The organism is Parasphingorhabdus pacifica (assembly GCF_054779195.1).
Map to the genome: position 1 here is coordinate 213282 of NZ_BAAGYS010000011.1, position 23925 is coordinate 237206.

At 68.1% G+C, this 23925-nt stretch carries 17 protein-coding genes; 12 read left to right on the plus strand and 5 right to left on the minus strand.

The features are described 5' to 3' along the window. Positions 1 to 27 precede the first annotated feature (27 nt). Both rplQ and truA read left to right on the plus strand, forming a co-directional pair. The gene (gene rplQ / locus ACYVAN_RS17990; RefSeq protein WP_460961094.1) at positions 28 to 549 is read left to right on the plus strand and encodes a 50S ribosomal protein L17; all 522 of its coding nucleotides are present in this window, start codon (positions 28 to 30) and stop codon (positions 547 to 549) included. Positions 550 to 569: 20 nt separating this feature from the next. Continuing rightward, a complete protein-coding gene (truA, locus tag ACYVAN_RS17995) occupies positions 570 to 1451 on the plus strand; it encodes a tRNA pseudouridine(38-40) synthase TruA (RefSeq protein WP_460961096.1) in 882 nt (293 codons plus the stop codon). Positions 1452 to 1634: 183 nt separating this feature from the next. On the opposite strand, the gene ACYVAN_RS18000 is transcribed toward truA, so the two are convergent. Both ACYVAN_RS18000 and eccE read right to left on the minus strand, forming a co-directional pair. Next, positions 1635 to 2381, minus strand: a complete 747-nt coding sequence (locus ACYVAN_RS18000; protein ID WP_460961098.1) for a hypothetical protein — start codon at positions 2379 to 2381, stop codon at positions 1635 to 1637. Beyond that, positions 2378 to 3562, minus strand: coding sequence for a type VII secretion protein EccE (gene eccE, locus ACYVAN_RS18005; protein WP_460961100.1), 1185 nt, complete (start codon positions 3560 to 3562; stop codon positions 2378 to 2380). Before eccE ends, ACYVAN_RS18000 begins: the two co-directional genes overlap by 4 nt. Before the next feature lie 292 nt (positions 3563 to 3854). On the opposite strand from eccE, the gene eccB reads away from it, so the two are divergent. Further along, on the plus strand, positions 3855 to 5447 hold the full coding sequence (gene eccB, locus ACYVAN_RS18010; protein ID WP_460961102.1) for a type VII secretion protein EccB: 1593 nt from the start codon (positions 3855 to 3857) through the stop codon (positions 5445 to 5447). A 354-nt stretch (positions 5448 to 5801) separates the two neighbouring features. Here the strand turns inward: eccB and mycP are convergent, their stop codons facing one another. Together mycP and eccD are read right to left on the minus strand one after the other, a co-directional pair. Next, positions 5802 to 7220 (minus strand): type VII secretion-associated serine protease mycosin, encoded by a 1419-nt coding sequence (gene mycP, locus ACYVAN_RS18015; protein ID WP_460961104.1) that lies wholly within the window; start codon positions 7218 to 7220, stop codon positions 5802 to 5804. Between the two features lie 11 nt (positions 7221 to 7231). Further along, positions 7232 to 8638 (minus strand): type VII secretion integral membrane protein EccD, encoded by a 1407-nt coding sequence (gene eccD / locus ACYVAN_RS18020; RefSeq protein WP_460961106.1) that lies wholly within the window; start codon positions 8636 to 8638, stop codon positions 7232 to 7234. A gap of 298 nt (positions 8639 to 8936) precedes the next feature. Between eccD and eccCa the strand changes: the two genes are divergently transcribed. The 5 genes from eccCa to ACYVAN_RS18045 all read left to right on the plus strand — a co-directional run bounded on the left by eccCa (position 8937) and on the right by ACYVAN_RS18045 (position 16278). Then, the gene (gene eccCa, locus ACYVAN_RS18025; RefSeq protein WP_460961108.1) at positions 8937 to 13019 is read left to right on the plus strand and encodes a type VII secretion protein EccCa; all 4083 of its coding nucleotides are present in this window, start codon (positions 8937 to 8939) and stop codon (positions 13017 to 13019) included. 279 nt (positions 13020 to 13298) lie between these two features. Next, entirely contained in the window at positions 13299 to 13664 is a 366-nt protein-coding gene (locus tag ACYVAN_RS18030; RefSeq protein ID WP_460961110.1) for a hypothetical protein, read from the plus strand. Between the two features lie 279 nt (positions 13665 to 13943). Further along, on the plus strand, positions 13944 to 14327 hold the full coding sequence (locus ACYVAN_RS18035; protein ID WP_460961112.1) for a hypothetical protein: 384 nt from the start codon (positions 13944 to 13946) through the stop codon (positions 14325 to 14327). A 31-nt stretch (positions 14328 to 14358) separates the two neighbouring features. Next, positions 14359 to 14868, plus strand: a complete 510-nt coding sequence (locus ACYVAN_RS18040; protein ID WP_460961114.1) for a DUF3558 family protein — start codon at positions 14359 to 14361, stop codon at positions 14866 to 14868. 21 nt (positions 14869 to 14889) lie between these two features. Further along, positions 14890 to 16278: a PPE domain-containing protein gene (locus ACYVAN_RS18045; protein ID WP_460961116.1), complete on the plus strand. Its 1389-nt coding sequence runs from the start codon at positions 14890 to 14892 to the stop codon at positions 16276 to 16278. A gap of 93 nt (positions 16279 to 16371) precedes the next feature. On the opposite strand, the gene ACYVAN_RS18050 is transcribed toward ACYVAN_RS18045, so the two are convergent. Further along, positions 16372 to 17820 carry a CitMHS family transporter gene (locus ACYVAN_RS18050; protein WP_460961118.1) on the minus strand — a complete coding sequence of 483 codons (1449 nt, stop codon included), beginning with the start codon at positions 17818 to 17820 and terminating at the stop codon, positions 16372 to 16374. A 189-nt stretch (positions 17821 to 18009) separates the two neighbouring features. Between ACYVAN_RS18050 and ACYVAN_RS18055 the strand changes: the two genes are divergently transcribed. The 4 genes from ACYVAN_RS18055 (at position 18010) to ACYVAN_RS18070 (ending at position 23787) form a co-directional block, all read left to right on the plus strand. After that, positions 18010 to 19617 carry an ATP-binding protein gene (locus ACYVAN_RS18055; protein ID WP_460961120.1) on the plus strand — a complete coding sequence of 536 codons (1608 nt, stop codon included), beginning with the start codon at positions 18010 to 18012 and terminating at the stop codon, positions 19615 to 19617. Further along, positions 19607 to 20362 (plus strand): response regulator, encoded by a 756-nt coding sequence (locus ACYVAN_RS18060; protein ID WP_460961122.1) that lies wholly within the window; start codon positions 19607 to 19609, stop codon positions 20360 to 20362. The genes ACYVAN_RS18055 and ACYVAN_RS18060 overlap by 11 nt, the downstream gene beginning before the upstream one ends. 475 nt (positions 20363 to 20837) lie before the next feature. Continuing rightward, complete coding sequence (locus tag ACYVAN_RS18065; protein ID WP_460961124.1) at positions 20838 to 21653, plus strand: ESX secretion-associated protein EspG; 816 nt, start codon at positions 20838 to 20840, stop codon at positions 21651 to 21653. A 202-nt stretch (positions 21654 to 21855) separates the two neighbouring features. Continuing rightward, positions 21856 to 23787 (plus strand): type VII secretion-associated protein, encoded by a 1932-nt coding sequence (locus ACYVAN_RS18070; protein WP_460961126.1) that lies wholly within the window; start codon positions 21856 to 21858, stop codon positions 23785 to 23787. Positions 23788 to 23925 lie beyond the last annotated feature (138 nt).

A 23925-nucleotide genomic window follows, 5' to 3' on the forward strand; every position in this document is an offset into this window, starting at 1 on the left:
CGATCCGCGCCTTGAGAGGAGCAACCGATGCCCACCCCCACCAAGGGAGCGCGTCTCGGCGGATCGCCGTCGCACGAGCGGCTGATGCTGGCCAATCTGGCCACTTCGCTGTTCGAGCACGGGAAAATCACCACCACCGAGGCCAAGGCGAAACGGCTTCGGCCGATCGCCGAGCGTCTGATCACCAAAGCAAAGAAGGGCGACCTGCACAACCGTCGCGAGGTCATGAAGACCATTCGCGACAAGGACGTTGTGCACAAGCTCTTCGCCGAGATCGGCCCGTTCTTCTCGGACCGTCCGGGCGGCTACACGCGCATCATCAAGGCCATGCCGCGTCGCGGCGACAGCGCCAAGATGGCCGTGATCGCCCTGGTGACGGAGAAGACCGTCACGTCCGAGGCGGAAGCCGCCCGTGGCACCAAGTTCGCCAAGGACCAGGTTGCCGCGGAGGAGGCTCCGGCTGAGGAGCCCAAGGCCGAGTCGGCCGAGCCGGCCGAGGCGGAAGCCTCTGCCGAGGAGACCGAGACGGAGAAGAAGGACGAGTCCTGATCTCTGAGCACGGCAACGCTGTGGACGAACCCGCCGCCTCCTTCGGGGGCGGCGGGTTCGTTCGTCTGCGTCTGGATGTTTCGTACGACGGGACGGATTTCTCCGGCTGGGCACGCCAACCCGACCAGCGGACGGTGCAGGCCCTGCTGGAGGACGCGCTGGCGAAGCAACCGCCGGGGCGGTCGGTCCCGAGGTCGGTCGTGGTCGCCGGTCGTACCGATGCGGGCGTGCATGCCTCGGGACAGGTCGTGCACGTGGACGTGGTCCCGTTCGGTTCGGCTGCCGACAGCCGACTGCCGCTCGACGAGTCGGGAATTCCGGATCTGGAGCGGATGTGCTATCGCTGGAACCGGATCCTTCCCGGTGATGTCCGCGTGCTGGGGGCACGGGTGGCTCCGGAAGGGTTCGACGCGCGGTTCTCGGCCATGCGGCGGCATTACCGGTACCAGGTTTCGGATGCCCCCTGGGGTGTCGACCCGTTGCGCCGCAGGGACACGCTGGCGTGGAACCGCCCGCTCGACGTGGATCGGCTCAACGCCGCGTCGGAGGAACTGCTCGGGTTGAACGACTTCGCCGCCTTCTGTAAGCAGCGGGAGGGCGCGACGACGGTTCGCGAGCTGCAGCACTTTTCCTGGCAGCGGGAGGAGCCGCATCTCGTCGCCGTGCGGGTCAGCGCCGACGCGTTCTGCCATTCGATGGTGCGCAGTCTGGTGGGGACGCTACTGAAGGTCGGTGACGGCAGGCACGGCGCCGGTTGGCCCGGCGGGTTGCTCCGCGAGGGCGAGCGCACCAGCGCGGTAGCGCCGGCCCACGGCCTCACCTTGCTCGGGGTGGACTATCCGGCGGATGAGGAATTGGCGGACAGAGCCGCCCGGACCCGCGCGGTCCGTTCGCTTCGGTGACCCCCTGACCGATCCGCCCCGGCCGACCCACCCCGGCTGATCCGCCCGAGCCGACCCGCCCTGGTTCGCATCGGATCGATGGCTCGCGTCACTCCGCCGTCCCGAGCCGGTTCGGCTACGAGCTGACGCGGACGCACACCGGGCGCGCGAATGGCGCGGATCGGTGTGCGTCCGGGTACCCGGTCAGTCGCCTCGGCGAATGGGCCCGAGGATTTCCTGCTCCTTCGGTTCGGTGACGAGCCGGATGTGCGCCCACAGCATGTTGCCGAGTGCGATGAGCCCGTCGTCCTGGAGCTGGGTCAGCTGCTGGATCTGCGCCTGGTAGTGCGCCCGGTCGAAGTACCAGATCCGGGCGGCGAGCTGGGCCTGGTTGAGCGGCAGCCGCTGCAGTAGTACCAGGTCGGCCGTGTTGGCGGCGGTCCCGCTGCCCACCTGCGGGTGTAGGTACGGCAGCACGTACATGGTGGTCTGCCAGGCCGCGCGCGGCGGGAACAGTTCCTGCGGTACCGCACCGCCGTCGTGAATGACCAGCAGCGGAGCGTCCTCTGTGGACCTGGGCAGGTCGAACGGTTTGAGCGGCCGCAGCTGGGCCAGCGGCACCTGTTTGCCTTCCGGGGTGACCCCGGCGGCCTGTTCGAGGACCTTCCACGCGGCGGGGCGCCCCGTGGCGACGACGACCCACGCGCCGGTGGCCATCGCCCGCAGCGCGATCTGCCGTGCGAGGTAGAGACCGCCGACGGTCACCATCCGGGTAGGTTCCGGGCGCAGGATCGACGCGGTGAGCGGTTCTCCCTGCGGACCGGACCCGATGATCATGCCGCCGCGATCGCCGGACGGGCTGACGGTGTCGAGCGTTTCCGGCGGTACCAGGAACTCCGGTGCCGCGCCCTTGACGTTGCCCGGGGTGTCCAGGGTTCGGGTGCGGCTCATGCTTTGCCTCCCAGCGGCAGTGTCGCGGTGAGCCCGGCCAGCTGCATGCCCCGCAGTGGGGTGAGGGTGAGGCCGAGACTGTTGCTGATGGTTTTCAGACGGTCGTCGGCGGCATCGAGTTCACCCGGCGTCCGAGCGCTGACCCGGACGAGTCCGCGAAGTCCCACTTCGCCGTCTTCGCCGGTGGGCGAGATGGACAGCGCGATGCTGCTGGAAAGTGCCCGGATCCCGGTGAGCGCGTTGAGGCTGTGGCTCATCTGGTTCGGCCAACCGGTGATCGCGTAGCTGGAGTGCCCGACGCCGCCCGCGGTGACGCCGTCCCAACGTTCCTTGAGGCCGACGGGGCGTTGGGAACCGAGTACGGACTGCAGTTCGGCGGAGGCGATGCCGGCTTGGAGCAGCTCGTCCGGGTCGAGTGGACGGGTGGGAACGCCTTCGCGCTCCAGGGCGTTGCGCACGCGGGAGAGCGCGCCGATGACGGCGCGGTGGGCTCCGACGACACCGCCGCCGCGTTCGCCGACGGCTTTGGCGCAGTGCTGCGGGTCGAGCCGCACGGCCACCCACGTGGTTCGTCGGGACGCCGCCGGGAGCGGTCCGAGTACCTCGAGGTAGGAGTTGAGCGCGTCGGAGTTCGACGGCAGCGACGTGCTACCCGGGTAGCAGTGCCAGATCACCTGGATCGCGTCGAGGACCACACCGCGGTCCTCCAGGCACGGTGTCAGCGCGCCGAGCGGCAGGTTCGGCGTGGAACCGACCGCGTTGATCAGCATCGGCGTCGGTTCCACCATGAGCACGGCGGTCCATTTGCCGTCGTGCCAGGACATTCCGACGGGATTGCGGTCGTGGTCCTGACCGCGGGCCACGACGAGGTCTTCCACCGCGATCCGCAGCAGCGCCACCCGCCGGTTCTCGTCCGGCCCGATGATGCCGTCACCGTTCTTGTCCTCGGCGGCGTCGGTGAGGTCGGGTGTGAACGGCTCGGATACCCGCGTGTGGTTACGAGTCCGGTATTCGAGCACCAGCCCGAACCACTGGGTGAACCAGCGCCCGCGCCGCCGAAGCAGCGCGATGATGAACAGGAACGCGGCGATACCCGCTGATACCGGCCACAGCGTCGGTTCGATCACCAAGAGGATCAGGCCGAGGGCGAGGCCGATCTCGATGACGATGATATTGGCCACCGGGATCGCTCCGAGGCTCGCGCCGATGGTGCGTCGCCGCGCGCGAATGCGCGTGCGGGGTGCACTGGCGGGCCCGGAGGCTTTCGGTTGGGCCGGATGTTGCGTTGTCACGGACATCCGTTCGGTCTCTCCCCCTCGCAGGTCGATGCGGCAATGAGGCAGGCGACGTGCCTGGCTCGCGCGAGTCGCTCGAAGAGAATACTGATGGACTAGGCGGAACCGCACCCATTCGGTATGTCTCTGCGGCTATCCTGCAAAACCGTACCTCGGACGGGAGAGCTGTAGGCGAAGAATGGCATCAACACCCACAACGAAGTCACAAGTTCAGGCGTACAAGTTCGTGCTGCGCCGCATGGAATCCGCGTTGGTCCGCAAGGACGCGGTGATGCTGCACGATCCGATGGGTTCGCACAAGCGAGCCACGGTGACCGGTGCGATCCTCGCCTGCATCGGAATGATCGGGTTCCTGGTCTGGGGCCTCTTCGGAGGTAAGGGCTCGGTTCCGGATCCGGGTTCGGTGGTGATCGGCAAGGACAGCGGCAGCGTCTACGTCGTGACCGCCGACGACCAGGCGGAGAAGCGGCTGACTCCGATGTTCAACATCGCGTCGGCGAAGCTGCTGGTCATGGCCCAGAGCGGCGGTCAGGGCGGACAGGCCATCGAGGAGACGCACGTCAAGGAAGCGGCCTTGGCGGATTTCCCGCGTGGGCCGCGTACGGGGATGGTCAATGCCCCGAACTACCTGCCGGACCCGACGAACACCGCGGTTCCCTCCTGGGCGATCTGCGATGTCGGACAGGTCCAGGATTCGCTCAACGAGTCCAGGATCGAGCAGTCCGCGGAGATCGAGACCACGGTCATCGGTGGCGACGGTCACCACGGTGCCGAACTGGGGCGGGAACAGTCCCTCTACGTCAAGGATCAGAGTTCCGGTGAGGAGTACCTGATCTACCGCGTGGAGGACGCTCCCGGTGAGCAGAACACCAGGACGGTGAAGGCGAAGGTCGACAAGTCCGACCCCGCCGTTGCCGAGGTGTACGGGCTGCAGGGCCAGACTCCGCGCACGATCAGCACGCACATGCTCAACGCGGTCCCGGGGGTCACGGATCTGTCGGTTCCGTCGTTCCCCAGTGGTTCGGTCGACTACATGCTGAACTCGTACGAGTCGGGCGATGTCGTGAAGCGGACGATCGCCGGTCAGCCCGCGCAGTTCTTCGTGCTGCTGCCCAGCGGTAAGCAGGAGGTCACCGCCGGTGCGGCCGCGGTGCTGCACGCGTCGAAGGCCAAGGCCACGGACATCCCGAACTCCACGGGCACGATCACCGAGGCCCCACAGGCTTCGGACGCCGAGAAGCTCGACGTCGGCACGTTCCCGGCAGTGGTGTCGAAGCCCGTCACGTTCCAGAACGCGGACACTTCGTGCGTGAGCTGGAAGGACGTGCACGGTGATCACAACATCACGGTGACCACGAACAAGGGTTCGCCCGCGCGGAAGGCGGAGGTCGAACTGGCGCAGAGCGACGGCAACGGGCCCAATGTGGACAAGTTCTACATGCCCGCGGGCAAGGCGGCCGTGCTGCGCGCGACGTCCAATGAGGCCGGTGGCGATTCCGGACCGATTTTCCTGGTTTCCGACCGTGGCGTGAAGTACGGCATCAAGGACCCGGCGACAGCGCAGGGTCTCGGTGTGGTCAACGGTGCCGGTGACATCAAGCAGGGGCCGGCCTCGATCATGCGAACGCTGCCGGAAGGCGATTTCCTCGACCCGGCGCAGGCGAGTTTCGTGTACGACTCGATCGACATCGCCGAGGACAGTGGTGAGAACCGTCCTCCGGAGAGCGGTCAGCAACAGCAAGCGGCCGGTGGCACCACCGCGGGAAACTGACACCGCGACCGCGCCGAGCACTCCCGACTGAAACCGAACCGGCCCCGACAACGTCCGATGGGTAGCGTCCGCCCGCAGCGCCATTCGTGGTGCTGCGGGCGGATTCGTGTGCGCACCCTGCTCGGCGCGCAGCGATGCTCGGCGCGCAGCGATGCTCGGCGCGGCAGCGATGGCAGGAGCGATGGCCTGGTAGGAGCGGTGGCCGCCCACGAGGGACTCCGGGGGTCTACGAGGGACTGCGGGGGTCCACGAGGGACTGCGGGGGTCCACGAAGTGCCGGGACACCGAAAACAGGGCCCGGTTCTCGCGTCTCGACGCGAGGACCGGGCCCTGTTGAACGGCCGGCTCGTGGGGCTACTCCTTGTCGGCCCCCGCCTGGCGGGAGCGGACGCTGCGTACCGCGTTCATGAGGAATGCCGTGAACAGGATCGCGGCGATGCCGGTGGCCGCACCGCCGATCGCGATCATGAGGGCGGGCCAGTCCCGCTGCGGGATCACGTCGGCGCCGAGTCTGGCCGGCTCGTTCGGCGCCGGGGACACGCCGTGCTCGGCGGGCACCACGTTGTGCAGTGCGGCCATCGGGTCGATCATGCCGTATCCGACGATGTCGTTCCGGCCGTTGTCCCCGCCGGGATGCAGTGCGGTCTTCTCGATCCGATCCATGATCTCGTCTGCGTCCAGCGGTTCGCCGTCCTCCACGGACTTCTGCTTGATCAGAGCCGCCAGTCCGGAGACGTAGGGCGCCGCGAAGCTGGTTCCCTGGATGGGACCGGGTTGCCCCTCGGGGCCGGTGGCGATCTGGCTGGCCAGACCGGTATTGGCGCCCACACCGGGGTCCAAGGAGGTGAGGTTCTCACCGGGTGCGGCTACGTCCACCCACGGGCCCGGAACCGTGAATTCGGACGGAGCGCCCTTCTGGTTCACCGAAGCGACGGTGAGCACGTACTCGTCGAACCAGGCGGGCAGGACGGCCGTGGTCGGGTTCCCGGGGGCGTTCTTGCTGCAGGAGTCCTCGGTGTTGCCCGCTGCCGCGACGACGACGATGCCCTGGTCGTAGGCGTTCTTCACCGCGTTCTGCAGTCTGCGGTTGTGCTCGTCGAGCGGGTTGGCCGCTTGGGCCATCGTCTGGCAGGACGACTGCGAGATGTTGATCACGTCGACGCCGTTGTCCACGGCGTGCTGGATGGCCTGGGCCATCGTCTCGGTGTTGCCGATCGTGCTGTCGTCCTGCTGGTTCTGCCACAGGCTCGACGACTGGCGCAACGACATGAGTCGGGTTCCGGGGGCGATGCCGACGAATCCCGTCTCCTGATCGGGCTGAGCGGCGATGATGCCCGCGACGATGGTGCCGTGGCCGTCGCAATCGCGGGTCGCACCGCCCTTCGGGACGTTGCTGCCGCCGTCCTCGATGGGCGCGGGCAACCGGGAGTGCGGATTGATGCCGGTGTCGACCACGGCCACTCGCGTGCCCGCACCGGTCCACCCCTGCGAATGAGCCTGCTCGAATCCCAGCGTGAGCTGGCTCCAGGGCTTTTCCTCGATCGTGGCGTCACCCGGATTGGGCTGCATGCAGCCCTGCTGCTGTTCGTACCCGCCGACAGGGCTGAGCGGACCGCCCGGCACGTCGATCGGCACCCACGTCGGCGGTTCGGTGGAGCTGTCCTCCTGCGCGACCGCGGACGGAACCGGCCCCACCAGAGCCAGCATGCCCGCTGTCGCGGTCAGGGCGAGAGTGCGCCGCAGCGCGCTGCGGCGCGGAGAACTCGAGCGCATCACGCTTCCCCTCAGAAGAGGTTGAGGTTGAGGTCGCGGATGGTCATGTAGAGGTCCATGACGCCCAGTGCGAGCGGAAGCACGAGCGCGATCAGGACGGCCTCCAGGATGTCGACCATGCGCCGCTGCACCGGGGAGAACCGGCGGTTCGGGAACACCACGCCGAAGACGATGGCGCCGACGCCGAGCAGCAGCAGCGGAGGGAACACCCAGGCGACCGCGATCGGCAGCGTGGCCACCTGGACGAGCAGTCCCGCGGCGACACCGACCGCGGCGAGCAAACCGCTGAACAGCAGCGCGATGGCCTGGCTTCCGTTGGCGTAGCTCCGGCCGCGCAGAAGGAGTACGGCGGAGACCACGACCGCCATCATCGGGCCCCACAGGTTGGGGGCGGTGGCGGCGATGATCGCACCGATGGCGGCGGTCAGCCCGCAGCCGATGATCAGCCCGGTCATGTACTGGTGCGCCAGCCCGGTCTGCCGCTCGATCATGCGGTAGTCGGGGAAGTTGGAGTCTTCCTTGAGGTCCTCGGCGTTGCCCGGCACGTGCGGCAGCGGCAGCTTCGCCAACTGGATCGTCAGCCTGGGCAGCAGGGAGATGCCTGCCAGGCCCACCGCCGCCGCACCCGCGGCGACCCCGGTGACCAGCGAGTACTGCAGCAGGGTCGCCACCGTGAACGCGATCACCGCGAACGCGGACACGGTGGCCGCGGCGATGAAGGTGACGATGCCCGCCCCGATCACCATGATCGCGATCGACGCGAAGATGAGCACCAGCGCGCTGGCGAGCAGCAGCTTGGGCCGCATGTCTCCGCCGGGCACGATGTTGAGGCCCGCGACGAACGCCATCGACAGCCCACCGGCCGCCGCGATCACCGTTCCGGTGGTGGGTGCGCCGTAGGCACGGGTCACGATCGAGCCGACACCGGTCGCGAAGATCGCCACGACCGCCGCGGTGAGCGCCGCCGCGATCTGGAAGGGCAGGCTGTGCTGCCCGGCGAGACCGAGCGCGGCCGCGGCGGCCACCAAGCCGACCGCACCAGCGAGGTGGCCGATCTTGGCCGCCGTTTCCTTCGTCCACGGGCGGTAGCTGCCCGGTTCGGCTTCGGCGAGCGCATCGACGACGTCGTCGTACAACGGTGGTGGTGGATCGTCCGACCTGCGCCGCAGGTGGAGCATGTCGCCGTCGACGATGCCCTGGGATGCCAGCGTTTGGCTGGGGTCCAGGGTTTCGCCTGCCAGCTTCGCAAGGCACCAGCCGCCATGTCGAGAACCGCCGTCCGGAGTGGCCTCTTGGGCCATGTCCAGCAGCATCGGCAGCAGGTCTGCCACCGCGACATCTGCGGGCAGCGCCAGGTCGATACGAGTTTTCGGCGCCACCACTGTCACGCGGCTGAACACCGTGGTCCCGGTCGCCACTTGGGCCCCCTACTCCCTTGGTCCTGGAATGCCTGTCGTCTAGCTCGATCCAACCAAGCGCGGTTTTTCTCGCGAAAGCCACCCGGGCGGCTGGAGAGCGCCCCTAGTATGGCCGCACCGACCGTCGCTGGGTGAAGGGTTTGGTCCAACTCGTGCCAACTAGTTCATTTCCGGTTGGTCACGGCGAGGTTCGGATCACGCCTACCCCTCGGCTGTGGGCGTCGCGGGCAGTACAGAATGCTGGTTGCGACCAAAGGTTTTTCGAGAGCACGTTCGACACGGAAGGATGCTGCGTCCGGTGAGCACGCTGCAGTTCAAGCGAACGCCACGCCTGGCCGCTCCTAGGCCACCGGGCGGGGAGGTGCACCTCGAGCCACCACCGGAGATCCCCCGGGCGGTGCCGGGCAACGTCATTCAGAAGGTCCTTCCGGGCGTGATGATCGTCGCCTCGCTCGGCATGATGGTCTTCATGCTTCAGCGGGCCAAGGACAACCCGATGATGATGATGATGCCGATGATGATGTTGGTATCGACCGTCGGGATGATGGCCGGGGGCGGCAAGGACGGTGGCCAGAAGAAGGCCGAGATGAACGAGGACCGCAAGGACTACCTGCGGTACCTCGGTCAGATGCGCGACCGCGCGCGGGAGGCCGCCGACGAGCAGCGGCAGGCCCGCGACTGGGTGCACCCGGACCCGCAAACGCTGTGGTCGATCCCGAACACGCGCAGGATGTGGGAACGCCGCAGCAACGACAACGACTTCTGCCAGGTGCGGGTGGGTCGTGGTTCGCAGCGGCTGGAGACCCGTCTGGTCCCGCCGCAGACCGGCCCCGTCGACGAGTTGGAGCCGATCACCACGCTGGCGCTGCGTCGCTTCGTGCGGGCGCACTCGCTGGTGGCGGATCTGCCGATCGCGACCTCGTTGCGCGGGTTCGCCGCGGTGGGCCTGCAGGGCGAGCGGGAGCTGACGCGGGGTCTGGCGCGGGCGATGCTCGCGCAGCTGGCCTCGTTCCACACCCCCGACGACGTCATCATCGCGGTGGCCAGCAGCGGCCGCGCGCGTACGGAGTGGGAATGGGTCAAGTGGCTGCCGCACTCCCAGCACCCCACCGAGACGGACGGCATCGGCCCGATGCGGTTGATGGCGGGTTCGCTTCGCTCGTTGGAGGAGATGCTCGCCGAGCAACTGGCCGACCGGCCGCGGTTCCAGCGCAACGCCGCTCCGCCCGAGGGCCAGCCGCACGTGGTGATCCTGCTCGACGACGCCGAGATCACGCGTGAAGAGCAGCTGATCGTCGAGGGCGGCATGGCGGGCGTCACGATGATCGATCTGTCCGATGTGCTCGGTCCCATCACCGCGCGTCGCGGTATGCGCATCGTGGTGGAGGAAGAGCGCATCGGTGCGCGCAGCTCCGGCGGCGTGGAGTGGTTCGGCGCGCCGGACTCGCTGACCATGGAGGAGGCCACCGCGGTGGCCCGCCAGCTCTCCCCGTACCGGGTGGCCGCCGGTAGTGCGGCGCAGTCCGACAGCGGTGGTTACGAGCCGCTGACGACTCCGCTGAACTACATCGAGCAGCTCGGCCTGGCCGGGGACAGCATCACCTTCGACCTCAACGAGGCGTGGCGTCCGCGTTCGGTGGATGATCTGTACCGGGTCGCGATCGGTCCGGGTGAGACCGGCGAGATCGTGCACCTGGACATCAAGGAGACCGCGTCGGGCGGTATGGGCCCGCACGGTCTGTGCATCGGTGCCACCGGTTCCGGTAAGTCGGAGTTCCTGCGGACGATCGTGCTGGGTCTGCTGGCCACGCACTCCTCGGCGACGCTGAACTTCGTGCTGGTCGACTTCAAGGGTGGTGCGACGTTCAACGGTTTCGAACCGGCGCCGCACGTCTCGGCGAGCATTTCGAACCTGGGCGACGACCTGACGCTGGTCGACCGCATGCAGGATGCCTTGGCCGGTGAGATGAACCGTCGCCAGGAGGTGCTGAACAAGGCGGGCGCGAAGAACGTCTGGGACTACCGGAAGATGTACGAGGCCGGTGACGAGCTGGCCCAGGAGCCGTTGCCCGCGCTGTTCGTGGTCATCGACGAGTTCTCCGAGTTGTTGGCCCAGAAGCCGGACTTCGCCGAGCTGTTCGTGATGATCGGTCGACTCGGTCGTTCGTTGCAGGTGCACTTGTTGCTGGCTTCGCAGCGCCTGGAGGAGGGCAAGCTGCGCGGTCTGGACTCGCACCTGTCGTACCGGATCGGTCTGAAGACGTTCAACGCAGCGGAATCCCGCGCGGCGATCGGCATGCCGGATGCGGCGGATCTGCCCGCGACCGGTGGTCACGGCTTCTTGAAGCACCCGGAGGGCACGGATCGTTTCCGCGCCGCCTACGTGTCGGGAACGTTGCACCAGACCAGTGGCCGCAAGCCGGTCGGTTCGGCGTCTTCGCCGGTGACGGGCGAGAAGCGGCCGCGGTTCTTCATCCCGGACTTCGTGGAGAAGCCCGTGGAGCCGGAGCAGCCGGTCGAGGAGGAGGTCAAGGAGGAGCCGAAGGACGAGCTCGCTCCGACGGACTTCCAGCTGGTCATCGACAAGGTGTACAAGCAGGGTCCGCCCGCGCACCAGGTGTGGTTGCCGCCGTTGGACGCACCGCCGACGATGGATTCGTTGTTGCCGCCGTTGTCGGCGACGGACGACCGTGGTTACACGGCGGCGGGTTACGCGGGCAGTGGCCGCTTGCAGGTGCCGGTGGGTCTGATCGACGTGCCGTACAACCAGCGCCAGGATCCGATGATGCTGGATCTGGGTGGTGCTTCCGGGCACGGTGCCGTGGTCGGTGGTCCGCAGTCGGGCAAGTCGAACGTGATGCGGTCGTTGATCGCGGCGATGGCGTTGACCCACACGCCGCAGGAGGTGCAGTTCTACTGCATCGACCTCGGTGGCGGTTCGATGGCGGCGATGCAGAATCTGCCGCACGTGGGTGGTTTCGGTGGTCGTCGTGATCCGGACACGGTGCGGCGCACGGTGGCCGAGATCAAGGCGCTGTTGTCCGAGCGCGAGGGTCGGTTCCAGGAGATGGGCATCGACTCGATGGCCGATTTCCGGACGAAGAAGCGTCGTGGCGAGATCAGCAACGACCCGTACGGCGACGTGTTCCTGGTGATCGACGGCTGGGCCGCGTTCCGCGCGGAGTTCGAGCAGTTGGAACAGGATGTGCTGAACCTGGCCGCGCAGGGTCTGACCTTCGGCATCCACGTGCTCGTGTCGGCCAACCGGTGGGCCGAGATCCGCCCGGCGTTGAAGGACTTGCTGGGTACTCGGATGGAGTTGCGGCTGGGTGATTCGAGCGAGTCGGAGATCGACCGCAAGGTGGCGGTGAACGTGCCGGCCGGGCGGCCGGGGCGTGGTCTGCACACGTCGAAGCTGCACTTCCTCACCGCGCTGCCCCGAGTGGACAGTGAGAACCTCGGTGACCGCATCGAGGTGGAGCAGGAGCGGGCGGAGAAGGAACGGGTCGCGCCCCGACCGGGTTGGCAGCTCTACAACGAGGACCTCTCCGACGGTGTGGCCGACCTGGTCAACCGGGTGAAGAGTTCCTGGCAGGGACGGCCTGCTCCGCAGGTGCGGCTGCTTCCGGACCTGTTGCCGTACCAGCAGTTGCCCGCGCCGGAACAGCAGCCGAAGCCGAGGCTGGTGCCGATCGGAATCAACGAGGACGGCCTCAACCCGGTCTACCTGGACTTCGACGCGGAGCCGCACTTCCACTACTTCGCGGAGCGCGAGGCGGGCAAGACGTCGCTGCTGCGCACGATCGTGCGGGGCATCACGACCCGGTACACGCCGCAGGAGGCGTTGATCCTGCTGGTGGACTACCGGCGCACGATGCTCGGGTTCCTCAACACCGGCCACATGATGGAGTACTCGGTCAGTGCCGACCAGCTGAAGGGCAACGTCCGGGACGTGGCCGCGGCGTTGAAGAAGCGGCTGCCCGGTCCGGACGTGACCCAGGAGCAGTTGAAGAACCGTTCGTGGTGGTCGGGGCCGGAGCTGTTCGTGGTCGTCGACGACTACGAACTGGTCGCGCCACAGGGCAACAACCCGATGGCACCGTTGGCCGAGTACATCCCGCAGGCCTCGGACGTGGGTCTGCACATTGTGCTCGCCCGCAACTCGGGTGGTGCCGGCCGCGCGCTCTACGAGCCGTTGATCGGCAAGATGCGCGAGGTCTCCTCGCCCGGCTTGGCGATGAGCGCGAACAAGGACGACGGCCAGCTCGTCGGCAACATCAAGTCGCGGACGCTGCCCGCCGGACGGGGAACCATGGTCTCCCGTTCCCTCCGCGGTGGCCCGCAACTGATCCAGACCGCCTACATCCAGCCGGAGAACTGAGTCGGTCCTGATCGGAACCTCCCCTCGCCGCACTCGCGGCGGGGGGAGGTTTTTCGTGCGGCGGTTCGGGGTGGTGGTCGGCGGTGTTGCCAGTCGGGAGCGCCGGTTGCTCGGGGTCGCCGGGGTCGGTGGTCGCTTGGTCGCTGGCCGCCGGGGTCGCGGGGGCTGCGGGGGCGCTTGAGCGGGGCTGGTCCTCGGGCCGATGCGTACGGTTGTGCGCTCTCCGGACGGGGGTGGTTTTAAACCACGTGCGCGCGAGGTGGTTTCGAACCGGACATCTTGACCGACACGCTCCACGCCAAGATCCGTGTGCAAACCTTCAAGACGGAGCGCGTCGCGCGGATGAACTTCGATGGCCACCGCGACCCCGAATCCGTGTTCAGCAGCCTCGGTGGTCCGGCGGACCCCCTCGGTGTGGTCGTCGGTGACGCACCCGCGCAGGCAGTCACCGGATTCGGCGGCGATCGCTTCTACATGTTCTTGGCCGGGCGCAATGTAGTCCAGTTCGACGCTGGGACGCTGGAGAGCCCCGAGATGAAGGCGAAGTTCACCGAAGCAGCCCAGCAGATCGCCGAACACCTGCAACGGTCGCTGAACAGGCCCGGGTCGGCGTTCGTGACCGCGCTCCGCGCGCAGCGGCGATAGCCACAGGCGAACATCTATTCCGAGTGAAGTGACCGATATGCACAGCCTGTGTCGGGGGTGTTGGGTCAGTGGCCGTCGAGTTGGCAAGTGGTTGCGGGGTTGGTCACAGCTTCTGTCATTGATGCTGGATAGCGGCTTGCGTTCGCCGGTTGCGTGCGGTTTTCACGATTTCTCCCCTGGTTGGGTGATCGTTCTTGTACCGTCTGCTGCCGTGGTCACCCGGGTGCGTGGTTTCGGTGATCACGACCGGTGAAGGGGACTTCGGTGGAACCAACGGGGATGGAAGGCTACGCCCAGCAGGCAGGGGCGTTGGCAGGCCAGGCGCAGGGCTTACGGGCCGCGGTGGACAACGGCAAGCTCGTCATGGACCCGGAAGCGGCCGAACGCGTCGCCAAGGTCTACGAGGAGAAGGCGGACGATCTTCAGAAGCAGCGCCAGCGTACCCACCGACTTGTGGCTCACGAGGCCTTTGGCGATTGCGAGATCGGACGTGCTATGGCGCGAAAGTTCGAAGCAAAGGCGCAAGGCGATGCGGGGCTGGAGAAGATCTTGGAACAGATGGAAGATACCTTGCGTCGAATGGCGCAAGCTTACCGCGACTCGGCGCGCGATATGCAAAACGCGGACGACGAGAACGCTCAGAACCTCGGACGGAGCGCCTGATCTGATTATGGGTATGCGTACGACACGGGCTGTGGCCGCTTCGGTATTCACTGCGGGGATGTTGCTCGCCGGTTGCAGCGCTGGGAGCGAACCGGAAGAAGCCCCACCTTCTTCCCAGTCGAAGGAAGCGTCCCCCTTGGTGGACTTTGATCCGTGCAAGGTCTTTTCGGATGCGGAGCTTCAACGCTACGGGGTAACCGAGCCTGGAGAACTGGTTGACCAAGGCCTTGGTGAGCAGGGGTGCGACTACTCGGCAGATGGTTTCTTGGTCACCGTGTACAAGGGCGAGGAGCAGGACGCTGAGTACTGGCAGGGGCGACGCGACAACTTTGACGTATTCGAGTCAAACCAAGTCGGAGCACACCAGGGCATCAGCATGGTCACTTCGGCCGGAGAGGGAGTTTGTAGCCAGATGATCGAGTCTGGCGGCGGATCCGTGTCGGTTTCTGTGACGCTCGACTCCGACAAGATCGAAGGAAATGATCCTTGTGCCAAGGCGATGGAGATCGCCGAGTTGATCGAGCCGAAGCTGCCTGCGTAAGGCCGGATTAGGGGGAACGGCATGGGGAACTGGTTCACCGACGGTGTCAGCGAGGTCGCGGGCAGCGGCTGGGACATGGTCAAGTCCGCGACCGGTGGTGACACGCGGGCGCAGGAGGAGATCCAGAAGCAGCAGCAAGAGGCGAAGGCGGCGGCCGAGCGCGAGCAGCAGCAGCTGGCGATGCAGCAGCGCGGACTGGAGACGCAGGGCACCGACCCGGCCTCGATCACCCAGCGGGACAACTGGGAGGAGTGGGATCACCAGCGCCTGGTCAGCCAGCTGCGGGACACCCTCAACCTCGACGATCTCAACTCCTCGGGGAAGGCGTGGGAAAAGCTCGGCGAGGAGATCGCCGAGACCTTCGCCAACCTCGACAAGGAGACCCGCGCCGCCGCCGGCGACGGCATGCAGGGTGAAGCCGCCGAAGCCGGCCTGAACGCCGCGAAACCCCTGCAGGACTGGGGGAAGTCGTTCGGCGACTCGGTGCGCGGCACCGGGCTGAAGGTGCAGGAAGTCGCGGTCACCGCCGAGCAGACAAAGCAGTCCATCCAACCCCCCACCGAACAGTCCGCGGCCCGCAGCCTGCTGTCCGCCGGCTATTCGGTACCCACCATGGGGCTCTCCGGCCTCGCCGACGCAGGCCTGCGCATGAAAGAGGCCAGCGAGGACGAGAAGCGCGCGCGGGCCGTCGCGCAGAACGTCTACACCCCCGGATACACCACCGTGGATCAGAGCACGCCTTCGCTGCCGCCACCGGTGGACCCGCTGAACCCGCCGCCGGCCCCGCCCCAGCAGTCGAACCCGGCGAGCATTCCCAGCGCCCAGACCCCGACCGCATCGGGACAGCCGACCGCATCCGGAGTCTCCGCCGGTGGCGGCGTTTCACCCGGCGGTGCGGGCGGTGGCTACTCCGGTGGCGCTCCCGGCCCGCCGAACATGCCGACCAGCCCGGCGCAGAGCGGATCGGCCTGGAACTCCCCGCCCGGCCAGGGCGCGGGCATGCCGCCCGGCGCGGGAACGACACCGGGCGGCCCCGGTGGTGCAGCAGGTGGGATGGCAGGCGGTATGGCAGGCGGCATGTCCGGAGCCGGTGGTGCCGGAGCCGGTGGCGGACGTGCCGCGGGCGGCGCGGGAGCGGGTGGCCGCGCGGGCGGGTCCATGGGCGCAGGCGGACGCGCCGGTGTCGGAGGTGCCGGGGCAGGCGCGGGTGCAGGCGCAGGCGGTGGAGCCGGATCCGGCGGACGCGGTGGCGCCTCGGGCGCACGTGGTGGCGCCATGGGCGGCGGTGCCGGTGGCCAGGGCCAGGGCGGTGACGAGCCCGAACACGAACGTCCCAGCTGGCTCGAAGAGCAGGACGACATCTGGCTCGAGGACATGCCCAAAACCGCCCCCGCAGTGTTCGGCGGCTGAGGCCAGCAACGCCCAACGGGTTTCGCCCGCGAACCACATGGTTCGCGCGCGAAACCCGTCACAGCACCGCGAACGGTGCCGGGGAGCCCCGACCTACAGCGCGATCACACCGAGCAGCACCGCCACCACCAGCATCACGATGCTGAAAGCCCACATCGGCAGGAACGAGTAGCGGATGTGCTTGCCCATGTCCACGCCCGCGAGACCGATGCCCAGCCACACCGAGGCGTTGAACGGGCTGATGTAGGTGCCGATCACGTTGCCGATCAGCACCGCGTACACGACGGTGACCGACCCGACGCCGAGCTGCGTGGAAACGTCGTGCACCAGCGGCAGCAGCGCGAAGTAGTGCGCGTCGGTGCTGAGCACGATTTCGAACGGCATTCCCAACACACCGACGATGAGGTGCAGGTACGGCACGATCGACTCGGGCAGCACGGAGATCATGTCGCCGGCCAGCGACCGCAGCATGCCCGACTCGGTGAGCACACCCAGAAAACACCCGGCGGCCAAGATGATCGCGCCCGTGCCGAGCGCACCACCGCCGTGCGCGCGGATCCGCTCCATCTGGTCGGAGACGCGCGGGTAGTTGACCACCAGAGCAGCGCTGAGCCCGAGCATGAACACCAGCCCGGACGGCAGCACATCCGCGACGAGCACGCCGAGCACCGACAGGATGAGCAGCCCGTTGAACCAGGGCAGGTAAGGCCCGCGCAGCTCCTCCGGTTCCTCGGAACCCGGATCCGAACCCTCCCCGGCGTCCGAACTCGCGCCCGAACCGCCGGAAACCGCAGAACCGCCGGAAGCCACGGGACCACCGGAAGCCACGGGACCACCGGAGATCACCGAGGAACCGGTCGAACCCACTTCGTCGTCGGCCGGCGCACCGGCACCGGCCATCGCGGGCACCGGTGACGCGACGCGGCGGACGATGCGCCGCTGCTCGCGCAGGCCGAGCAGCGCGGCCATGCCCATGAGCAGGACGACACCCACGGCCTGCAGCGGAATCAACCCGTGCCACAGCTCGATCGGGTCGTGCCCGGTCGCGGCCGCCGCACGCCCGACGGGGCCGCCCCAAGGCAGCATGTTGAGAATCGCCATGCTGGTGCTCAGCAGCAGCATGAGCAGGTACGGGCTCATGCCGAGCCGTTTGTACAGCGGGAGGAGCGCGGGGATGGCGATCAGGTACGACGTCGCTCCGGAGCCGTCGAGGTGGCAGACGACGCCGATGATCACGGTGACCACGGCGACGCCGACGACATTGCCCCGGCTGACCCGCACCATCACGTTGATCAGCGGGTTGAACAGGCGGACGTCGTTCATGATGCCGAAGAACAGGATGGCGAACACGAGCATCACGGCGACGTCGAGCACCGATTCCAGTCCGGAGTCGAAGAACTCGCCGATGTCGCTCGGGCTGAATCCTGCGATGAAGGCGCCGATCGTGGGAATGACGGTCATCCCGACGACCGGGGCTATTCGGCCGAGGATCAACAGCGTCGCGATGGACGCGATGATCGCGAAGCCGATGATGCTGAGCATGTTCGGTCTCCTGCGTGTGTCATTCGGGGAATCGCGGCTCGCCCGCACCGGGCGTGATGTTTCACCCGGATGTACGGCGATTTGCGAAACCCTGAACCGCGCATGGTCGGGGTCACAAGTTTTTGTTCATTGGATCGCTAATGGTCATATTGGTCCCGCGAAATTCGTGCCACGGACGGTGCTGACCTCATGACGAATCGCGCCTTCCGCCCGCCGCGTCTGTCGCTGACCCGCTACCTGCTCCTGGCGATCACGGTGCTGCTCGTCGTCACGCTCACCGCCGCGGGGGCGCTGTGGACGGCACACGAATACCGGGACGCCCGCGCCGAATACCGTCAGCGCGCGATGACGATGGCGCAGTCGGTGGCCGCGCTGCCCGAAGTGCGCGACTACCTCGCCGACCCCCGACACCACGGAGAGATCGCCTCGCTGGCCGAAACGCTGCGCCGCGCCTCCGATTTCCGCTACGTCGTCATCGTCGACGCCGACGGCATCCGGCACTCCCACCCCGACCCGCGCGCCATCGGCGGCCGCCCGCACACCGACCCCACCCCGGTGCTGGCGGGCAACACGTGGACCGGTGTGGAGTGGGGACCGGCCGGTCTCACCCTGCGCGCCCGGGTGCCGGTCCGCGATGTGGCCGACAACGTCGTCGGCTACGTCTCCGTCGGAGTGCTGTCCTCGCGGGTCACGCTGGCCGCGTCGAACACACTGCCCGCCATCGGCACGACCCTGCTGTTCGCGCTCGTGGTCGGCGCGGTCGGTGCGCTGTGGCTCTCCCGGAAGATCCGCGCGAAAACGCACGGGCTCGAACCGGGCGAGATCACCGAACTGCTGGAAAGCCGCGAGGCCCTGCTCTACGCGATCAACGAAGGAGTGCTCGCCGTCGGCGCGGACGGGACCGTGCTGCTGGCCAACGACTCGGCCCGGGAGATGTTCGCGCTGCCTGCGGACTGCATCGGACGCACCCCGCGTGAGCTGGGGCTCGACGAGCAGCTGCGGGACGTGCTGCGTGGTGCCGACCCCCGGGAGGACGTGTTCCTGAGCGTGGGCGGTCGACTCCTCGTGTGCAACCACCGGCCGGTGCGCATCGACGGCCAGGGCACCGGCCGGCTGGTGACCTCGCGCGACCACACCGAACTCGTGCGGCTCGGCGGCGAACTCGACGGGGTGCGCACCATGGCCAACGGGCTGCGCGCGCAGACCCACGAGTTCGCCAACCGCATCCACACCGTGACCGGCATGCTCGACCTCGGCGCGGTCACCGCGGCCCGCGAGTACCTGTCCGAATTGTCCGCGACGACGACGCAGGCGAGCACATCCGTGTCCGAACACGTCCACGACACGACGCTGGCCGCGCTGGTGCTGGCGAAGTCAGCACAAGCCTCCGAGCAGGGCGTGGAGTTCGAACTCGCCGCGTTCAGCGACGTGCCGGACGAACTGCCGCCGCAGCTGCGGCACGACGTGCTGCTCGTCGTGGGCAACCTCGTGGACAACGCGTTCGACGCCGTGGGCGAGTCCGGGTGGGTGGAGCTGCTCGTGCGCCTGCATCGGGAGGCCGCTCCGCTGCTGGAAATCCGCGTCACCGACTCGGGGCCCGGTATCTCGCCCGAGGTCGCCGGAGACGTGTTCACCGCCGGGGCGAGCACCAAGGACCACGACGGACCGGGGCACCGGGGGCTGGGTCTGGCGCTGGTGCGGCAGTCCTGCGAGCGCTGGCACGGGTGGGTGGAAGTGGACACCACCGAGGAGACCGTGTTCAGCGCCCACCTGCCGGTGCGGGAGGATGCGCACTAGCAAGCCGGTGGCGGTCACCACATGGCCGTCCGGACACCGAGCGGGAGGTGACGATCCGGTGCTGTCGGTGCTCATCGTCGACGACGACGCGCGCGTGGCCCGAAACCACCGGGAATTCATCGACTCCGTCCCCGGGTTCACGGTCGCCGGCGTGGCCCACACCGGCGCGGACGCGTTGCGCGCGGCGGCCGAGTACCAGCCCGATCTCGTCCTGCTCGACCTCTACCTGCCGGACATGTCCGGCATCAGCGTGCTGCAGCAGCTCCGGGCCCCCGACGAGCCCGACGCGGGCATGCCCGTGGACGTCCTGGTGATCACCGCGCTGCGCGACATCGACAACGTGCGCGCGGCGCTGCACGGCGGCGCGATGTACTACCTGATCAAACCGTTCAACCTGGCCGCGCTGGGCGAACAGCTGGAGCGCTTCGCCGCGGTGCGGGACAAGTTCACCAGCGGTGAGCAGGCCACCCAGCGCGATGTGGACCGCGTGTTCGGCGTGCGCCGCCCGGCCACCCGGGCGAGCCTGCCGAAAGGGGTGACGGCGGAAACGGCGCAACTGGTGGCGGAGACGCTGCGCGCCGCGGATGCCGACCTGTCGGCCGTGGAAGTGGCCGAACGCGCCGGGATCGCGCGGGTGACCGCGCGACGCTACCTCGAGCACCTGTGCGTCGACGGAAAGGCCGTGCTGCACATGCGCTACGGATCGGCGGGCAGGCCGGAACACCGCTACCAGTGGGTGCGCTAGGGAGTGTCTCGCAAGCGGATCGGGTGGTGGGCACCCACCGGAGAACCCGCCACCGGGCACCCCGGGGCCCGTGCGGAAGACGGCTGACACCGTCTGGGAAACAGATCCTGGAACGCGCGACTGCTGCGGTGCGTCCCGGCTGGACGAGGATCGCGACGTCGGCGGTGCGGACGGACTCCGCGCTCGCGGCGTCGGCGGTGCGGACGGACTCCGCGCTCGCGGCGTCCCCGCTGCCCGAATCAGCCACCGCCGGGGCGCGGCGGGTGCGATAATGACGCGCACAAACCTGACGGTCGTGTGCCTGGCGCTTGCCTGAGCGCACGTCCGTCACTGCTGGTACACGGCTCAGTCGTCTTCGGCGTCCGAGCCGGGCCGAGCGAACTCATCGAATTCCGCGCGCGACCGCGACCAGGCGATCGCGCGCGGGCCGTCATGGCACCGAAAACGGTGCGAGCAGCGAAATGTGGGGTGAAGAGTGTCCGAGCGCTGGCTGTTGCCACCGCTGTGGTTCGACCTGTGCTGGGAGATCGGCGGCTTCGACGAGTACCCGTTCCCGATCGCGGTCCGCTCCCACGGGGCGACGCTCGAAGAACGAGCCGTCCTCAAACAACGCGCCATTCCCGAAATGGAAGCGGCCGGAGTGATCGGCGGCGGATTCCTCAACCCCCGCTTCGGGCAGGTGCTTGCGCAGATCGCCAAACCAGGGCTCTGGATCGAAGGGCTCTGGACCGTCGACGACGTCGAGCCATCTCCGACCCGGCTCATGTCCGTCGTCGCCGAAGACGCCTCCATCCTGTTCGTGCAAGGACCGGGCGAGACCGAACGGCTCGGTGGTGATGTGCAGATCACCGTGCATCCGCGGACCTCCGTCAGCGCGGCCGTGCTCTCCGGCATGCCGCCCACCCCGCCGGGAAACCGCGCCCGCACGGCGGTCCCGGTGAGCGCGCTGGCTCCCGGAGGTGGCAACGACGACGAAGAAGAAGAAATCGACGTCATGCGGCCGAACAGGTCGAGCCCCGACGAACGCGGCGCGAACGCCTTCAAGGAGATCGTCGAAACCGAACACCTGCGGGACGGTCAGTTCACCGCCAACCTGCGCGATCGCTCGGGCAGCCCACGACGTTCCGCGCCGTTCAAATGGTTCGACGCGTTCGAACCGGACGGCCGCTACGGGGTAAGCGAACAACACCGCCCCGGAAACGAAGCGGAACTGGTCGTCGCACCGCTCGGTGCGGGCGAAATCCGCACCGCCCTTGACAATCGTGTACAGCAGGTGCGCTCGGGAAACTAGCTCTGCGAAACGCGGATCCATCGGCGGACCCGTTCGTCAAGAGCCACTCGTGTGATCCACTCGATCAGGGGCTGAATGTTGGAGGGGGCGCACTCCTAGCCTCTAAGGTGCCCCGAGGGGGAGCCGGATTCGCGGAACAGCGCGATCCGTCACGACAACGTCGCCACCAGCACGAAGCGGGTCGACGGTGAAGGAGTTGTGCGTGTCCCTGCGCGTCTCGGTCGATTTCGGTACCTCGAGCACCTGCACGGTCGTCTCGGTCGACGGTGGAGATCCGCAGGTTGTCGTCATCGACGGCCAACCACTCGTGCCATCGGCCGTGTTCGCGGCAGCCGACGGCACCCTGTTCGTCGGTCAAGAAGCCGAGCGGCAGGCGGCGGTGGACCCCGCGCGATTCGAACCACACCCCAAGCGGCGCATCGACGAAGGCGAACTACTGCTGGGCAACGCGGTGCTCAAAGTCGGCGACGTGGTGCGGGCCGTACTGCAACGCGTCGTCGGCGAAGCCCGCCGCTACGCGGGAAACGCCGCGGTCGACCTGCTCGTGCTGACCCACCCGGCCGACTGGGGCTCGGTCCGCACCCAACAGCTGCGGCAAGCTGCCGCGGGATTGGCCAGAGAACTCGCCCTCGTGCCCGAACCGGTCGCCGCCGCCGTCTTCCACTCCGCGGGCCACGGCCTGCCCGACGGCGGTGCGCTCGCGGTCCTCGACCTGGGCGGCGGGACCGTCGACGCCAGCGTCGTCGCCAAGCGCGGATCGAGCTTCCGCGTGCTGGCGACCCGAGGCGATCCCGACTTCGGTGGAGCCGACATCGACCAGGCGCTGCTCGAACACGTCGGAGGCATCGTCACCGGCGCCGACCGGAGCGAGTGGAAACAACTCGTCACCGGTCGCGCGATGGCCGACCGACGACGCCGTCGCGTGCTGCGCCAGGACATCCGAGGCGCGAAGGAAACCCTCTCCCGGCACACCTACACCGACGTGCCGTTGCCCGCGCCGTTCTCCGATGCTCACGTCACCCGCGCCGACCTCGAGCGCCTCGTGGCCGGGCCGCTGGGCAAGGCCGCCGAACTCGTGCCCACCACGCTGCGCGAAGGGCGGGTTCCGCGCGGCCAACTCGTCGGAGTCTTCCTGGTGGGCGGCTCCAGCAGGATTCCGTTGATCTCCCGGTTGATCCACGAGCGCACCGGCGTGTTGCCCACCACCCTCGACCAGCCCGAAACGGTCGTAGCCAGAGGCGCGCTGCGCGCCGTCCTGCAGGATCCTGACCGCACCGGCGGACTCACCGTGGCCGCCGGTGCGTGTGCCCCGCCCGGTGCATCTCCCCACGGCGCATCTCCCCACGGTGCGCCTTCGCAGGGCGCGCCTTCCCAGGGCGGAGCGCCTCGTGCGCCGAGGCCGGGCCGGTCGCCGGGAGTTCCGGGCCCCGGTACTCCGCCCGGAGGCCAGCCCGCCGGCCCATCCTCCGGACCGTCCTCCGGGCCCGTCCAGGTGCCCGCGCAGGCGAGCGCGCCCGCGAACGACTCGCTCAGCCAGGCCTCGACGATCGTCATCGGTGGCAGCGACGTGACGAAGACGGTGCAGCCGCCGGGCGCCGCGCACCGCTCTCGAGTGCGCAAGCGGTGGCTGATCAGTGGTGGCCTCGGAGCGGTCGTCCTGCTCGGAATCGTCCTCGCTCTGTTCCTCGGTGGACCGGGGCAGTCCCAGCAGCTCACCGCATACCAGTACACGTTCGAATATCCGGCGAGCTGGCAGAAGACCGCCGAGGACCCCGCCAAGTGGAAAACCGTCGTCGAGCCGGAGAACGGTGGCGGCCACACCCTGATCGCCGTACAGCAGGGGGAGCTCGCGTCCCGCCGTTCCGATCCCGCCGATGCCGCCACCGATCTCCGCCGCGAATACGTGACGAAGGTGAACGAAGGACAGCGCTTTTCCGGATTCGACGAGTCGCGGGACTTCGGCGGGCGGGACGTGGTCTTCTACCGCGAAGAACTGGCCGACGCGACCGTCGAGTGGTACGTGATCCACGAGAAGCGGTACCGCGTGAGCGTGGGATGCCAGCACGGTGCCGCCGGCCCGGGCGAGGTGCGGGCCACCTGCGAACAGATCGTCCGCTCCCTGGTGGTGCGCTGAGGATCGGCATGCGGCAGCCCGCGGTCGCCGACGTGTTCGTCGGGTGCGTCGTCGCGGATTTCCGAACGCGAATTGGGAACGGTCAACGCTGATTCCGCGGAGTCGATTCGTGGTGAGGCGAATGCCGTGAGTGGATTC